Source organism: Roseibium sp. (assembly GCF_051016195.1).
GTDB lineage: Bacteria > Pseudomonadota > Alphaproteobacteria > Rhizobiales > Stappiaceae > Roseibium.
In genome coordinates this window covers 2863647-2879178 of record NZ_CP134616.1, presented here as the reverse complement: position 1 = coordinate 2879178, position 15532 = coordinate 2863647, and the positions used below count along the sequence as shown (strand labels likewise).

Genomic DNA, 15532 nt, shown 5'->3' with positions numbered 1-15532 from the left:
CTGCTAACTCACTCTCGGCGCCCAAACCCGCCAGTCCCCTCCCGGCCCTTTCCAGCCACTCTGGCGGGTCACGGCGCGGATCAGTAATCTCCACCACGCACCGTCAGCCGCTCAGCCACGCTTTCCCCCCCCCTCACTCAGGCACCGACGGATATTTCATGCCCGCGACTTCCTGCATCAGGCGGATCACCTGGGTGCTGTAGCCGGCCTCGTTGTCGTACCAGACATAGAGAACGAGACGGTTGCCGTCGACGATGGTGGCCTGGCTGTCGACGACGCCGGCATGGGTTGAGCCGACGAGATCCGAGGAGACCAGTTCCGTGGACGCCGTGTAGTCGATCTGGTCTTGAAGGGAGGACTGGACGGAGACGCCGCGTAGGTAGTCGTTCATCTCCGCGTCTATCGTTTCGCGCCCGAGATTCAAATTCAGGATCGCCATGGAGACATTGGGAACCGGTACGCGAACCGCGTTGCCGGTCAGCTTGCCCTTCATTTCAGGCAGGCATTTTGCGACGGCGCTGGCCGCGCCCGTGCTCGTCAGCACCATGTTGAGCGGTGCGGCGCGGCCGCGGCGGTCGCCCTTGTGGTAGTTGTCGATCAGATTCTGGTCATTGGTGAAGGCATGGATGGTTTCGACATGGCCATTGTCGATGCCGAATTCGTCATTAATCACCTTCAGCACTGGCGTGATCGCGTTGGTGGTGCACGAGGCCGCGCTCAGGATGGTGTCGTCTTCGGTGATGTCGCCATGGTTCACGCCATAGACAACGTTCTTGATCGAGCCCTTGCCCGGTGCGGTCAGGATGACCTTTGACGCACCCGGACAATTCAGGTGCTGGCCAAGCCCGTCCTCGTCGCGCCAGATGCCGGTGTTGTCGACCACCAGTGCGTTGTGAATGCCGTATTTGGTGTAGTCGACCTCGGCGGGCGAATTGGCGTAGATCACCTGGATGGTGTTGCCGTTGGCGATGATGGCGTTCCGTTCCTCGTCAACGGTGATCGAACCGCTGAACGCGCCGTGAACGGAGTCCCGCCGCAGGAGACTGGAGCGTTTTTTCAGGTCTTCGCCCTTGCCTCCGCGCACGACGATGGCCCGCAGGCGCATCTTGTTGCCCGCACCGACACGCTCGATCAGCATGCGCGCAAGCAGTCGGCCGATCCGCCCGAAGCCGTAAAGAACAACATCCTGAGGCTCCTGCAGGATCGAGGTTCGGCCGGTGTTGATGCTGGCGAGCTGTTCTTTGACGAATGTCGAGGCATCGCCACCCTCCGCCATGAAACGGTGGCACAGCTTGCCGAGATCGACGCGGGACGCGGCAAGGTCCATCTCCAGCATGGCCTTGACGATCTCAAGGCTCTTGGAGACTTCCAGCTCCTGCCCGGTAATCTGCAGCGCATAGCGGTGCGCCTTGATGATCTCGATGGCCGAGTTGTTCAGGAGCCGGCGCCCGAAGATCCGGATGTTGATGCCATAGTCGCGGTAGAGGTGACCGACCAGCGGGATCATCTGCTCGGCGGCGTATTGTTGTTCTTTCCAGTTGTCGAAGTGATGATCCGTCGTCGCCATGTCGAATGATGTCCTCAGCGCAGTTCCAGCAAGTGTTCGGCAGGTCTCCGGGGTCAGGGCCCCGGCCCGCGCCCGCTGTCTAGCGCCTGTACAAAGCCGATGTCCAGTGGCCGTTCGAAGCTTAATCGATTGAAATTGCAGGAAGAGTTGCCCGCCGCGTTCCAGGGGCAGGAAACCCGGTCTCAGGAGCGGTGCCATGGTCTGGAAATCGGCACGCAGCGGCCCGGCCAGAGCGCGCTGCTGACCGGTTTGATCTGCAATCGATCTTGCAAGGCGATTTCCTGTCCATGGACTTGTCATTCCAGCTGACGCGCAGCGGATAGCCGCGAATGACCGCTACCGCAATCCGTGCGAATGACAGCTAGGTGATGGACCCATAAATGAGACTGAAATGGCATGCGAAATGGCGAAATCCCGTTAGGAAGGGTGTGCGGAGCGGGCTCCCCGCCCGGTCAAGCACGCTGACGCCACGGGGTGACGCCATTTCCATGTCCTTCGGATTTGACCGGCTTGCGCCTCCTCCGCGTTGCGAAAGGCTTGAATATGAGGGACATTTCCTGCGCTTCCGCGCCTTGATGAGAAGCAAGCCGCTTCAAACCATTCCGGCCTCATTTGTGGGTCCATCACCTGGGGTAGGCACCCTCCAGTGCCTGACGCGCCCGTCGCACGAGTTCAGCATCGGGCAGTGCGGCCAGGTCCCGGGCAGGTTCAGCCCCGTTGAAGGCCACGATCACCGGCTCACCGGTATAGCGATGAAGGTTTAGCCACTGATTGAACTGACCTGTCGGCAGGCCGTTTTCCGGCGTTGCAATCCACGTGACATCCGCATCCCAGAAGGCATCAGCATAACGCAGGTAAACTTTGTCGAGCGTGCCCATACCCAGTCTCGCAATGGCATCCGTTTTCCAGCGCGGCAGGCGGGGAAAAAAGGTGATGGAACCTTTTTTCAGGACACCCAGCGGGACGGTGATAATGACAGCATCAAACGAGGCTTCCGTGCCTTCGCTGTCCCGCAAATGAACACCATCTTCGTCGATGCCGACACGTGTCACAACATGTCCGAACCGGATGTCCAGGCCAGCCGGCATCCCGGTCAGAAGCTGGTCATAGCCGCCGGGCAGGATCACCTCTTCGCCGCCATAATCGGTATCCGCCCGATAAGCCGAACCGTTCACCTCTTTTGAATCGGCTCCCAGGCTGTGCTGCACCTCCAGGACATTTTCCAGCCAGGCCGGCGTTTCGGCATCGGACATGTCCCGGCCATCACCGCCGCGAATGACATAGGTTTCGTCAGTGGCTCGCGTGCCGAGGCCCTTTGTCACGGCAAGATCCGACAGCGGATTGCCATCGATGCCATGGATCCAACTGGCTCCAAGATCAAGCGGCAACCCGAGGCTCCGATCCGTCAGGATCCGTCCCCCGGCACGCTGGCGCGCCTCCAGGACGGAGACGTCATAACCTTCATCCGTCAACCAGGCCGCTGCCGCGAGGCCACTCATGCCTGCACCGACGACGGCGACCGCCCCCGCATCCGTGTTGTCATAAACGGCCTCTGCGGCAATCAACCCGGACTCAAAGGCTGCATGAACCGTGCTGTTGTAATCCGGATGCGTTGCCTCACCCGCAAAGAAGAGCCGATCCCCGACTGGTTTTCCGAGGGCCGCGTGATCGCGCCGCTGCGCACCTGCGGCCACAAAGGAATAGGAGCCGAGACAAAAAGGATCGCGGCTCCAGTTCGTCCTGAGATACCCTGTCGGACCGCGCTTGCCTTGCGCGGAACCGGACACCGGAATGAAACCGGCTGCCATGGCAGAGAGTGCAGTTCTCAGGAATGTCCTGCGTTTCATTGACGGTTCGTTGTGTTTGAGCAGACGCGGTTTGAGAAGTCGATGATCCCACTCCTGTCAAACCAAACGCAGGATAGTAAAGCGTGGGGTCGAATGAAACCGATCACTAAGCCAGACCACTGCAAGCTGAAATTCCGCCTCACCTGTCTCACAAATCCACCACCACCACGCCTCCGGCCTCCGCAGCCCGTGACTGGCACAGGATCACCGCATCTTTCCGCTGCTTCTTCGACAGCACGAAGTCCCGGTGTTCGACCTCGCCCGAGACAAGTCCGCATTTGCAGACCCCGCAGATGCCGTCGGAGCATTTGATATCAATGGCAATGCCGTTTTCGGTCAGGACATCAGTGGCGGATTTTTCTGCCGGTATCTCCAGGTTGCGCCCGGAGCGTGCGAGCTTGAGCGTGAAGGGGTGGTTCACGTAGTCGGGAACCTCCGGCACGTTGAAATATTCGACATGGCGTTCGTCCTCGGTGAAACCGGCGCGTTCCGCCGCCTCCATGACGGAGGTCATGTAGCGGTCCGGGCCGCAGGCATAGACGTGGCTGCCTTTGTTGTATCCGCCGAGAACAACGTCGAGATCGGCGCGTGTTCCCTGATCGCTGAAGTAGAGCTGCACGCGGTCCTGCCAGGCGAACGCTGCCAGATCGTCAAGGAACCCGGCATCCGCCTTGCGGCTGCAGGAGTAATGCAGCTCGAAGTCCGCGCCTTGCCTGTGAAGCTCATGTGCCATCGCGATCATCGGCGTGACGCCGATACCGCCGCCCATCAGGAAGGTTTTTGTCGCGCCAGTGGCGAGCGGGAAATGGTTGATCGGTTTGGAGATGAAGATCTTGCGGCCTTGCGTGAAAATCCGGTGGAGCAGCTTCGAACCGCCCCGGCCCTCGTCTTCTCGCAAAACCGCGATCTGGTAGCGGCTGCAGTCGGCTGGGTCGCCGGAAAGCGAATACTGGCGCAGGAACTCCGGCGCCACCACGATGTCGAGATGCGCACCTGCCTGCCACTCCGGCAACGGTGCATCGTCCAGCGCGGCGAACTCGTACTTGGTGATGCCGCCGCTCATCTGCTCGGCCTTGACGATCTCCACCCGGATGACAGGGGCATCGCCCGAGATGGTGTATTCATGGGCCAGCCCCTCGGTCTCGCCCCGTTCAAGCCGCGCCTTGTATTCCTTCGCCGTGATCAGCGCCTGGTAGGCCTCGATGCCCTTTTCCCGGTCCATCGGGAACGGAAACGGCCAGGGATGCGGCGCAAGGTTCGCCGGGTAAACGGCCAGTGTCTGGTCCTCGTATTTCAGGTCGAGATCCTTTTGAAGACCGCGCTCGTTGACCGGCTGTTTCGCCGCCCGGTAGGCGCCGTCCGCGTCAAGCTCAATGTCCCACCACCATTTCTTGACCGGGTTGCGCTCGCCGTGCCCCGCCATGTCGTCGAGCTTCGCCAGGAGTGGCGCGGCCTTCGGCACATGCATCGCCGTCCAGCGGAAGGGCGCCTCGGCGAAGATGCCTTCAAGGTTCCAGGGGCAGGTCTTCATGCAGCGCCCGCACATGGCGCCGCCCTCGTTGGTGATCCGGTAGGTCGTGCATTTCTGGCTGTCCGATTTCCAGATCTCGTAGCCGTTGAACATCAGCTTCGGTCCGGCTGTGATGGCCCCGGCCGGACATTCGCGCGCGCACTTGTTGCAGGCTTCGCAGAAGGCTTGCAGGCCGAAGGAAATCGGTTTGTCGTGGGCAAGCGGTATCGTCGTCGTAACGGCGCCGGACTTGAGGCGCGGGCCCAGAAACGGGTTGAGGATCACCTCGCCGATACGGCTGACCTCGCCGAGACCGGAAAGCAGCAGCAGCGGTGGCTGCAGCACCTCACCATCCAGAACCGTATGTGCCTTTGCCCGGTAGCCGAGGTTGCGGATCTGTTTCGCGACGATGCTGCCCAGAATGGCAAAGCGCAGATAAGCCCGCATCGACTGCGAGACGGCGATCCAGTCATCGCCGGAAGCCCCTTCCATGGTCTCGAAGCCCTGGTCAACCACCATGGAAATCGCCTGGTCATGCGGCGGGTCGAGCGGTGCGCCGGTGGCATCGTGGGAATACCAGGCCCAGTCCGGGCAGCGCGACATGCCGGCAGCATCGATGCCGAGGAAATAGGACATGGCCTTGAGGTTGTCCGCATTTCGCTGCGGGTCGGAGGTCGTGGCGGCTATTTCCGGTTCCGGCTCACCGTCCTGTAAGAGGACGAAGGCCCCGAGCGCGCGCCGCTGCGCCATCGACGGGGCGGATTTGCGCGCATAGTAGCCGTTCGTGGCCGCCTGCTGGTTCTTTTTGCCCATGTCGCCGAACTGCGAACGGGCGAACATGTCGGTGCGTTTGGGAACGCGGGCAATTCGCTCTTCGTCGAAATAGGTGGTCGGCGTCTCGACCCGTTTCAATTTCTCGAAAGGGTGCGGTCCATCGACGAAACGTCGGTTCTGATACGGATCGAGGGTTTGCGCACTCTTGGCCGTGCGGTAGCCGAAACGCCAGGCAAGGCCGTGCGTAACGGAGCGCGGCTGTTCGGCAAGCGGCACAAGGGGCCGGTCATGGGAGATCTCGAATTCCGTCGTAATCGTGGCCAGCGAAAATCCGGTTCCGATGTAAGGATTGGTCAGCCCCCCTTCCTCGGCCGTCGCAAGTCCGGCGGCCGCCGCGAGACGGTTCAGGTCGACATCGGAGGAGGAATGACCGTGTGCGCGGGCGTCGTACCCGAGCAGACGGATATACTGCGCAATGACGACGGCGATCTCCATCGCGCGCAGGGCAGAGCGATGAGCACCCGCTCCTGTCAGCCAGTCCTCTCCCGGCTCTCCGAGCCGGACAGTGCGCGGGCTCTCAACGGCGAACACCAGCGCATGCCGGTGGCCTTCTATGCCCTTGGGCGGCGCGTTCATGGCATCACGCAGATCGGCCATGATCATGTCGATCCCCGAGGCCAGTGTCTTGGTCTGGGTCGTGCGCAGCTTTTCCGCGAGCCGGTCTATGTCCGGGTTCCGGAACGGGTCCGCCAGCATCGCTTCAGACGTAAGCGCGCAGGTTCCGATCATGGCAGCGTCGGAGAAATAGCCAAAGCCCTTCAGGTGGTTCGCGCGCTCCTCCGGGTCTGCCGGAATGTCGGCCCGTGCCGGATTGACGATACCATCGCGGATCGCGTCGAGCATCGCCTGCGACTCGCTCATCGCATTGATGATGTTTTCCGGATTGGTATGCTCGAACGTCATTTGCCTGAAGACCGGAACGGCGGCAAAGTCCGGCAGGCTCGCGCGACGCGCAAAGCGCTCCAGCGGGAAAGGCCCCAGATGCGCGGGACGCGACTTGTCGGAAAACAGCTTCACGGCACGTGCCCCCTTGCCTTGCGCGCTCACAGGCGCATCAGTTGAACCTTTTCGCCTTCTGTCAGCGCGTCGATGGTCTCCAGGAAATTCTCATAAAGACCCTGATCTATTTTGCCGGCAAAATGGTTGTTGAGATCGTGCACGAGCACGTGGCATGTCTTCAGCTTTTCAAGGCCAAGCGCCGTCAACGCAAGTTCGGTATAGCGCTTGTCGTCATCGGGCGAGGTACGCGCGACAAGGCCCTTCTCTTCCATGGTCTTCAGGAGACGGGAGATTGCCGGACGGGCAATGCCGATATGCTCAGCCAGCGTGGATGGCGTCTTGACGTCCTCCAGCCCGATCCCGCTCAGCACACACCACATCAGCCGCGTAATGCCGTGCCTGGAGAGCCCCTTTTCCAGGCGCGCCTCCATGATCCGCGCGAGCCGCGTCACTTTGAACCCGATCCGGCCATGCAGTCGATATGTCTCCACCCTCGCCCTCCCTGCCAGCGACAGCCGGTCAGAACTGAACAAGCTTAAATCATACAGTTAACAATGATAATTAATCAAGTTAATTATCTTCGTCGCTCCCGCCGATGAACCCGCTGCCGGGCAAAAAGCCCGGCATGTGCGCTCTGATGCGCACCGGGTGTACGACCATGAGGCATTCTCTTCGGCCCGGTGGAATGCAAACGTCTAGCTGCGGAAGCTCCGTGCACATGCGTTCCAGCCAAACCGGGTCAATGAGGTCAATTCATGCGCGTTTTCATGCTGTCGGTGTTTGCCCTGGCGGGACTCACCGCCTGCACTCCCGAAGAGCAGGAAATCACTCCAGCCGACCCGCCTGTCAGGGGACTGCTCACCCAATTGATCGAGGAGACATCAGAGAGCACGGAGCGCAAGTATCCCGGCGTCCTTGAACCCTCCGAAATCACCTCCCTGTCCTTTGAGGTCGGCGGCAAGCTGAGCACTGTCGACCTGGCCGTCGGGCAGCGTGTCGACAAAGACGAGCAGCTTGCAGTTCTCGACGACACGCAGTTCGTTGTTTCGATCGAAAACGCCCAGGCGTCCGTCAACGAGGCCGAGGCACTGCTGAAGCAGGCCGAGGACGATCTTGGCCGGCAGGAAACGTTGTTTGAACGCGGTGTCGTCTCCAAGGTGACGGTCGATGACGCGCGAACCGACGTGCAGACCCGCCAGGCCCAGCTCGTTCAGGCACAAAAGAGCCTGAGGTCCGCGGAAGAGGATCTGGCCGATACGATCATCGTCGCCCCGTTTGACGGCATCATCAACAGCGTCGACGCGGATTCCTTTGCTACCGTGGCGTCCGGAACCGTGATCACCTCGCTCTATGATGCAACAAGCTACGAGGTTTCCTTCTCGGTCAATTTCGACACGGTCGCGCAGCTAGTCGTCGGAACACCCGCAAAGGTCCGGCTGGCGGATGATCCGTCCATTGTCCTGGACGCGGTGGTCAACGAACTTGGCGAGCGTGCCGACACCGTGTCGTCATTCCCGGTGATCGTCGAACTGCGCGGCAGCCATGACCTGATCCGGGCCGGCATGGCCGTCGAGGTGTCCTTCGAATTCGCCCTTCCCGCGGACCAGGGCTACCTGATCCCGATGACCGCCGCGATCAACGAAGGCCAGATACCGGAAGACGCCGGTCCGGGCAGCGTCGTCCCGGTGCCCGTCTTCGTCTTTGACCCCGGCACCGAAACGGTCCGGAAGCGCGAAGTCCTCATGGCCGGCATCAGGGAGAACAAGCTGCTGATCATCGATGGGCTCGAACCCGGCGAGCGTATCGCGATTGCCGGTGTTTCCTTCCTGCGCGAAGGCATGAAGGTCAAGCTGATCGAAGCGGAGGACTGAATGGATTTCCTGACCCGCTTCGGACTGGAAAAATCGCGCATGACCTATCTGGTCATGACCCTCATCCTGATCATGGGCGCGACCTCCTATCTCAACCTGCCCAAACGCGCCGATCCCGCCATCACGATCCGCACAGCCGCAATCCAGGCAACTTTCGAAGGCATGGCACCGACACGGATCGAAGACCTGATTGCGATTCCGATCGAGCGCAAGATCCGTGAAATCGGAGAGGTCGAAGACATCGAGACCATCATCACCAACGGTCAGGTGCTCTTCTACGCAACGCTCTATGACACGGTCGACGGCGGAGAAATCGAAGGTGCCTGGGAAGATCTGCGCAACAAGATGGACGACGTCACCGCCGACCTGCCGGACGGAACCAGCGGCCCGTTCGTCAACACCGACTATGGCGACGTTGCCATTGCGACCGTCGCGCTGACAGGCGACGGCTTCGAACTGGCCTATCTGGAGGACGTTGCCGAGGATCTGAGAAAGGACCTCTACCGCGTCCCCGGCATCACCAAGGTCACGTTTTACGGCGAGCAGGACGAGCGCATCTGGCTGGATCTCGACACGCGCAAACTCGCCTCGATCGGCGTTCAGCTGAACCAGCTGCTTGAGGACCTGCAGGCGCAGAATGTCATCTTGCCGGCCGGTGAAATCGATGCAGGCGGCACAAGCATTGTTCTTGAAGCCAACGGCGACCTGAGTTCGGTTGACGAAATCCGGGGCGTTCTCACCAAGGTCAGCGGTCTTTCTGGCTATGTCCGCCTTGCCGACCTTGTCGACGTCAGGCGCGGATATGCCGATCCGAAGGAAGCACCGGTTTTCTTCAACGGTGTTCCCGCGGTTCTGCTGAGCCTTGAAATGGCGGATGCCACGGACATTCAGATCCTCGGCGCGGAACTGGCGCAGCGCCTTGCGGACTTCGAGGCGACGCAGCCGATCGGGATATCGGTCAATGTCTCCACCTTTCAGGAAACCAATGTCACCGCGGCAGTGTCAAATGCGCTGTCGAATGTCGCCCAGACATTCGCTGTCGTCTTCCTGGCCATGCTCCTGTTCCTTGGGTTTCGCGCAGCCGTTGTCATCGCGAGCATCGTACCCTTCACCATCGGTTTCGCCTTGACAGGAATGGGTCTGATCGGCGTTGACGTGGAACAGGTCTCGATCGCCGCCGTCATCATTTCGCTTGGCCTTCTGGTCGACAACGGTCTGGTCGTGGTCGAGGACATAGAAGGACGCATCAATGCCGGTGAGAGCCCGACCGAAGCCGCGATCGACGCCGGCGGCCAATATGTCATTCCGCTCGCAGCCGCCTCGATCACAACGGTTTCGGCTTTCATTCCGATGCTGCTGATGGACGGCATCGAGGGGGAATTCGCCTTTTCGCTCGGCGCCGTTGTTTCCTCGATGCTGCTCGGCTCCTGGCTGACGGCACTCTACATTCTTCCCTTCCTGAGCGTGCGTCTGCTGAAACGGCAGAAAAAGAAGAAGGCCGAAAAATCGGCGCTGCTGCGCCTCTATGGCGGCCTGACACAGCGTCTTCTGCCCTTCGGCATCCCGATCATCGTCCTGACCTATGCGGCCGTCGGCTTCAGCGCCAGTCAGTTCTCCCTGGTGAAGTCTGAAATGTTTCCGCTGACAGAACGCGCGGATTTTCTCATCTACATGGATATGCCCAAGGAGGCAGCCATTTCCGAAACCGAACGCCAGGCGCTTGCCGTGAACCGCTGGCTCATGAACGAGACGATCAACCCCGGGGTCGTCTCAACGACGACTTTCGTGGGCGAAGGCGGTCCGAGATTCTATCTCTCCCTGAACCCGGCCGACCCGGATCCGGCCAGCGCGTTTTTTGTCGTCAACACGTCGACATTCGAAGAGGCCAAGGAGGTCTCGGAACGTGCGCGCCGTGTTTTCATCGAACAGTTTCCCGCCGCCCGGTTTCGGGTGACGCGGCTGTCCAATGGCGGCGGCGAAGCCGGCCTCGTGGACGTCGAGATCAGCGGCCCCGACGCGGACACGCTCCTGGCCGCCGGTGCGGACGTCCAGGCTGCCTTTGCCGCAGCGCCCGATATGATCAAGAATGAAACCGACTGGGGCAACAAGGTTCTGAAAGTCGTTGTCGATATCGCCCAGGACAAGGCGCGCGAGTTCGGAGTGACATCGAAGGAAATTTCCGGCGTGATGGCGTCCTATTTCTCCGGAACAGTCTATTCGACATTCCGCGAAGGTGACGAACAGATCCCCATCGTGCTGAGGGCATCCAGGAACAATCGCGACAGTGTCGAAGACCTCGCGAACCTGTCCATCTCGGCCAACGGGGAACTGATTTCGATCGACCAGGTTGCCGATTTCCGTCCGCAGCTTGAGTATTCGGAAATCCGACGAGAAAATCAGGTCCGGCAGATCATCATCTCTGCAAAAAGTGACAGCCTGGCGGCGGATCAGCTCCTGGAACGGATACAGCCAACCCTCGACAACCTGGATCTGGACGCGGACTATTCGATCAGGATTGGCGGCGAGCTCGAGGACACGGCCGACGTGAACAGCCAGTTGGGTGGAAACCTGCCCTATGCGCTCGGCGTCATGATCCTGGCACTTGTCTTCCAGTTCAATTCGATCCGCCGCACACTGATTACTTTCATGACGATCCCGATCATCCTGATCGGTGCTCCATTCGCCCTGATGCTGACCGACCGGCCGATGTCCTTCTTCGCCATGCTCGGTCTCATGTCGCTGATGGGGATCATCATCAACAATGCGATCGTTCTCATCAACCAGATCGACATCAACCTGGAAACGATGAATGTGGCAGACGCCATCGTCAGGGCGTCCGAGCAGCGGGCAAAACCCGTTATCCTGACGTCTCTGACAACGGTCGGCGGTCTGATACCGATGGCAATCAGCGGCGGTGCGCTGTTTGAACCGATGGCAACAATCATGATAGGCGGACTGATCGTCGCCTCGCCACTGACCCTGATCTTCGTTCCAAGCGTCTGTTACCTCCTCATGCGAAACGAGAAGCCGGCTGCCGGAGCATCTGTCCCGGCATGAAGTGACCTAGGCGATGGACCCTAATAGTCCACGGTGTCGACGGGATGTTCCTTCAGATACTCCAGAAAGGTCTGGACCTTGGCACTTCTGTGCCGGTCGACATGGGTCACCAGCCAGAGCTTCAGACACCAGTCCGGGTCCGACCGTGCAATCTGTTTGAGACGCGGCTGACGCGCCGCCCGCTCGCGTGGCAGAAACCCCAGTCCGACACCCGCCTCGATGGCATGAAACACACCAACCGGATCGTTGCTCAGGAAGGCGACGTTTTCTTCCGGCACCTGATCGCGCAGCCAGGCATAAAACTCCGGCAGGTAGACCTGATTGTCCGCAAGCGCCCATCTGTTCGCGGCAAAGAGATCTTCCTTCACCACATCGCCGTGGTTCTGAACGTACGTCTGGCTGCAATAAAGTCCGAACCGGATTGTCTTGAAAGGCTGAACCACGTTGTCCGGCTCATCTGGTTCCTTGCCCAGCCTGATGGCGACATGCGCTTCACCATAGTCCAGCCGCAGCACGCGGCGTTCTGCGATGAACCGGACCGTGATTTGAGGATGGCTCTTCTGAAACTCCCGGATTGTCGGCAGCAGAAACATCAAAAGAGGCCCGTCCGCCGTCAGGATGATGTCCCCGGTCAGCCCCGCCTCGCCGGACTTGGCACGCGTTGCAAACTGCCTGAACCGCTCATCGGCCTGAGCCGCGACGTCCAGCAGCTCCACGCCGACTTCCGTCGCTACGTATCCTTTTGCGCTTCGAATGAAGAGCTTTTCACCCAGGAGCGCCTCAAGGGCATCGATGTGTCGAATGACTGTTGCCCGGTGAATGTTCAGGACATCCGCCGTCCCGCTCACGGTTCCGCATCTGAGAAGCTCGTAGGCCGTGCGGATCTCATTCCAGTTTTCCATGGCTTCCTTCGTTTTTTTGAGCACCGTATCTAGTCGAGCGGGAAAATCTGTCACGGTCGCATTTTCGCGCATGCCATGTGCATTTGGGAACATTTACGCACAAGGCACGCCTTGTAAAATCCTGCAAGCACGAAGTCAGCAACAGGCAGGCAGTCGACTTGATCAATCAAAAGCAACCGTCCGGCTCATGACGCCCGGTTCAGCTGAAACCGACGGGCGCGACTGCTTGAGCGCACGGTTTGCCAAGATCACGAGCCGTTGTCTTGCGTTCGGAATGGCCCTCTTTCTGGCAGGGTGCGCCGGGACACCCGCCCAGTTCGAACTCATCGATGATCTGCAGTCCGAAGGAACGACCGTTCCGATCTTCGCCGTGACGCCCCGCAAACCCATCGATGATCCGAAAATCAGGTTTGGCGGTGGACGAAGCTCGGAACTTTCCTACGCCGAAATCGATGTCTGGGTGCCGGAAGACCGGAAGCCGGGTACGATAAAAGTCCCGTCGCGCAATCCCGATCCCGCAACCGAGTTCGGGGTCACGGGAATGCGCGAAACCGGGTCTGCGGCGGAACAGCTGGCGCTGATCAACGCACAATTGCGCCGTCTGAAGCCATCGGACCGGATCGTGATGATTTTCATCCACGGCTACAACGTGTCTTATGTCTCCGGGATCTATCGGCAGGCCCAGCTCATCCACGACTTCAACCAGCCGGTGGTCGGCATCCACTACTCGTGGCCATCGGCGGGCAAGACCAGCGCCTACCTTTATGATCGCGACAGTGTCCAGTTTGCGAGGGATGGTCTTCAGAGAACCATCGAACTGGCGGCCAGGAGCGAGGCGAAGTCGGTGGCCGTTGTTGCCCACTCCATGGGAACCTTGCTGACGATGGAGGCCGTGCGCCAGCTCTCCCTTGCCAACAAGAAATCCGTTCTCAGGAAGATCAGCCCGCTTGTCTTGGCATCCCCCGATATCGATGAGGACGTGTTTGCCTCGCAAGTCGCAGTGATTGATCCCAAGCCCGATCCGTTTCTGGTTCTTGCATCGCGCAAGGACAAGGCACTGAAGATTTCGCGCGACTTGCGCGGCGGCACAGCGCGCGTCGGTCAGGGAGGCGATATCGAATCTCTTCAGGAGCTCGGCATCACGGTTCTCGACCTTTCCGAAATTGACGATGGCCAGGACGGCGCTTCGCACGCCACATTCGCCAATTCACCCACGCTTATCGGAATGATTCAATCCGGCGCGATATCACCCGTCTCGCTGCCTGAGAACCGAGAGGCGTTTGCGCAAAGGGTTGGAGACAGCGTTGCCGACATGCTGTTCCTCGGCAACTGATCGCGCACACTTATCGGGCGACGAAATAACCCGCTCTTGAAGCGACCGCGACAACCTTGTCGTTTTTCAGAGAACTGAGAGGCACTGCGGCACGAAAGCGGTTGTCGAGAACCAGCGCTTGATCTGATTGGGCAACCAGGAGCGTCATGTGGCCTTCTCCTTCCGGCGTTTCCAGGACAAGAAGCGGCACCTCTTCATCGCTGTATCCGGCAGCCATCAGCACTGCTGCGCGTCGCGACCGGACAAAATGCTTTTGCGGTGAAAAGCAACGAAGCGGGAATCGACTCGGTCGTGGTTGGCGGCGTTGAAGTCGATCTCATCCGGGTCAAGGGAAAGCAGGAACCTGAACGCATTTTCTGTCTGCTGGGAGATGTCGACCTGGCACTGAACAGGACTTTTGTGGCCAGCAAGGCGGCATATGACGACATGCTGCGCCACTACCGCAATCAGGACTGGGATGTTGCACTGGCGCGTTGCATGGACATAGCCGAGACCGAATACGGCGAACTGGTAAAGCTCGCCGCGACGTTTCGTGCGAGGATCGAAACTTTCAAGAAAACGCCGCCCCCTGCGAACTGGGACGGCGTCTATGTTGCCGAGACGAAGTAGTGCTGAGATCCGAAATCAGGCGTTTTTCACGTTCTGTGTCTGGATGCCGAGTTTTTCGATGCCAAGGCGCATGACCTCGCCGCCCTTCAGATAAACCGGTGGCTTCTGTCCCATGCCGACGCCCGGAGGCGTTCCGGTGGAAATCACATCGCCCGGCTGCAGGCTCATGAAGCGGCTGCAATAGCTGATCAGGTGGGGGACCTTGTAAACCATGGTCGATGTCGAGCCGTTCTGATAGCGATGGCCATCAACTTCGAGCCACATGGCAAGCTGATCGAAATCCCCGACCTCATCCGGTGTCACCAGCCAGGGCCCGAGCGGTCCGAAGGTGTCGCTCCCCTTGCCCTTGTCCCAGGTTCCTGCACGGTTCAGCTGAAAATCCCGTTCGGACACGTCGTTGATGACGCAGAAACCGGCAACATGCTGAAGCGCGTCTGCTTCCTCGATGTATTTGCCGCCCTTGCCGATCACGACGCCAAGCTCGACTTCCCAGTCCGTTTTTTCCGAACCGCGCGGGATTTCGACATCATCATCCGGTCCGACAATCGCGGACGTCCATTTTCCGAAGACCACGGGTTCCGGCGGAACATCCAATCCGGATTCAGCAGCATGGTCGGCATAGTTGAGGCCGATGCAGATGAACTTGCCGACATTGCCGACACACGGACCCAGCCTGAGATCCTCCTGAGGCTGGCCCGGAACGACGGGAAGGCTGCTCGCATCCAGGCCCTGCAGCTGCGCCACCTTTTCCGGAAGCAGGCTGTCGCCGGATATGTCGGACACATGTGCGGACAGATCGCGCACACGCCCATTGTCATCGAGCAGTCCGGGTTTTTCTTGCCCTGCCGGGCCGTAACGCAGCAATTTCATGTGTCAGTTCTCTCGTTTAGCCAGTGGTCTGCCGATCAACCGCAACGGTCGGCTGTAAGCGCTGGGTCATTCATATGGGATGCGCCTTTTCAGAAGAAGCCCGCATCGCCGGAATTCGGTACGTCCCTGCACC

Annotated in this window: 11 protein-coding genes; 4 read left to right on the top strand and 7 right to left on the bottom strand. The window is 60.0% G+C overall.

Annotated elements, in window-relative coordinates:
* Positions 1-133: 133 nt before the first annotated feature.
* The 4 genes from RDA78_RS13265 to RDA78_RS13250 form a co-directional block, all read right to left on the bottom strand.
* A complete protein-coding gene (locus RDA78_RS13265) occupies positions 134-1567 on the bottom strand; it encodes a glyceraldehyde-3-phosphate dehydrogenase (RefSeq protein ID WP_434055775.1) in 1434 nt (477 codons plus the stop codon).
* A gap of 623 nt (positions 1568-2190) precedes the next feature.
* Positions 2191-3414: an FAD-dependent oxidoreductase gene (locus RDA78_RS13260; protein ID WP_434055774.1), complete on the bottom strand. Its 1224-nt coding sequence runs from the start codon at positions 3412-3414 to the stop codon at positions 2191-2193.
* A gap of 148 nt (positions 3415-3562) precedes the next feature.
* Positions 3563-6805 (bottom strand): 2Fe-2S iron-sulfur cluster-binding protein, encoded by a 3243-nt coding sequence (locus RDA78_RS13255; protein WP_434055773.1) that lies wholly within the window; start codon positions 6803-6805, stop codon positions 3563-3565.
* The gene (locus RDA78_RS13250; RefSeq protein ID WP_434055772.1) at positions 6802-7248 is read right to left on the bottom strand and encodes a MarR family winged helix-turn-helix transcriptional regulator; all 447 of its coding nucleotides are present in this window, start codon (positions 7246-7248) and stop codon (positions 6802-6804) included. Before RDA78_RS13250 ends, RDA78_RS13255 begins: the two co-directional genes overlap by 4 nt.
* 264 nt (positions 7249-7512) lie before the next feature.
* Here RDA78_RS13250 and RDA78_RS13245 point away from each other — a divergent pair, with 264 nt between their 5' ends.
* Positions 7513-8628: an efflux RND transporter periplasmic adaptor subunit gene (locus tag RDA78_RS13245; protein WP_434055771.1), complete on the top strand. Its 1116-nt coding sequence runs from the start codon at positions 7513-7515 to the stop codon at positions 8626-8628.
* On the top strand, positions 8629-11685 hold the full coding sequence (locus RDA78_RS13240) for an efflux RND transporter permease subunit (protein ID WP_434055770.1): 3057 nt from the start codon (positions 8629-8631) through the stop codon (positions 11683-11685). It abuts the gene before it with no gap.
* A 20-nt stretch (positions 11686-11705) separates the two neighbouring features.
* Here RDA78_RS13240 and RDA78_RS13235 read toward each other — a convergent pair whose 3' ends face one another.
* The gene (locus RDA78_RS13235) at positions 11706-12587 is read right to left on the bottom strand and encodes a LysR family transcriptional regulator (RefSeq protein ID WP_434055769.1); all 882 of its coding nucleotides are present in this window, start codon (positions 12585-12587) and stop codon (positions 11706-11708) included.
* A 226-nt stretch (positions 12588-12813) separates the two neighbouring features.
* Between RDA78_RS13235 and RDA78_RS13230 the strand changes: the two genes are divergently transcribed.
* Entirely contained in the window at positions 12814-13920 is a 1107-nt protein-coding gene (locus tag RDA78_RS13230) for an alpha/beta hydrolase (protein WP_434055768.1), read from the top strand.
* 10 nt (positions 13921-13930) lie between these two features.
* On the opposite strand, the gene RDA78_RS13225 is transcribed toward RDA78_RS13230, so the two are convergent.
* Positions 13931-14137 carry a hypothetical protein gene (locus RDA78_RS13225; protein ID WP_434055767.1) on the bottom strand — a complete coding sequence of 69 codons (207 nt, stop codon included), beginning with the start codon at positions 14135-14137 and terminating at the stop codon, positions 13931-13933.
* Positions 14138-14178: 41 nt separating this feature from the next.
* Here RDA78_RS13225 and RDA78_RS13220 point away from each other — a divergent pair, with 41 nt between their 5' ends.
* Positions 14179-14529, top strand: coding sequence for a hypothetical protein (locus RDA78_RS13220; protein WP_434055766.1), 351 nt, complete (start codon positions 14179-14181; stop codon positions 14527-14529).
* A 15-nt stretch (positions 14530-14544) separates the two neighbouring features.
* Here the strand turns inward: RDA78_RS13220 and RDA78_RS13215 are convergent, their stop codons facing one another.
* Complete coding sequence (locus RDA78_RS13215; protein WP_434055765.1) at positions 14545-15399, bottom strand: fumarylacetoacetate hydrolase family protein; 855 nt, start codon at positions 15397-15399, stop codon at positions 14545-14547.
* Positions 15400-15532: the final 133 nt, after the last annotated feature.

Coding starts and splice junctions, on each gene's coding strand:
- RDA78_RS13265 (WP_434055775.1), bottom strand. CDS start 1,567: ATGGCGACGACGGATCATCACTTCGACAACTGGAAAGAACAACAATAC.
- RDA78_RS13260 (WP_434055774.1), bottom strand. CDS start 3,414: ATGAAACGCAGGACATTCCTGAGAACTGCACTCTCTGCCATGGCAGCC.
- RDA78_RS13245 (WP_434055771.1), top strand. CDS start 7,513: ATGCGCGTTTTCATGCTGTCGGTGTTTGCCCTGGCGGGACTCACCGCC.
- RDA78_RS13240 (WP_434055770.1), top strand. CDS start 8,629: ATGGATTTCCTGACCCGCTTCGGACTGGAAAAATCGCGCATGACCTAT.
- RDA78_RS13235 (WP_434055769.1), bottom strand. CDS start 12,587: ATGGAAAACTGGAATGAGATCCGCACGGCCTACGAGCTTCTCAGATGC.
- RDA78_RS13225 (WP_434055767.1), bottom strand. CDS start 14,137: ATGGCTGCCGGATACAGCGATGAAGAGGTGCCGCTTCTTGTCCTGGAA.
- RDA78_RS13215 (WP_434055765.1), bottom strand. CDS start 15,399: ATGAAATTGCTGCGTTACGGCCCGGCAGGGCAAGAAAAACCCGGACTG.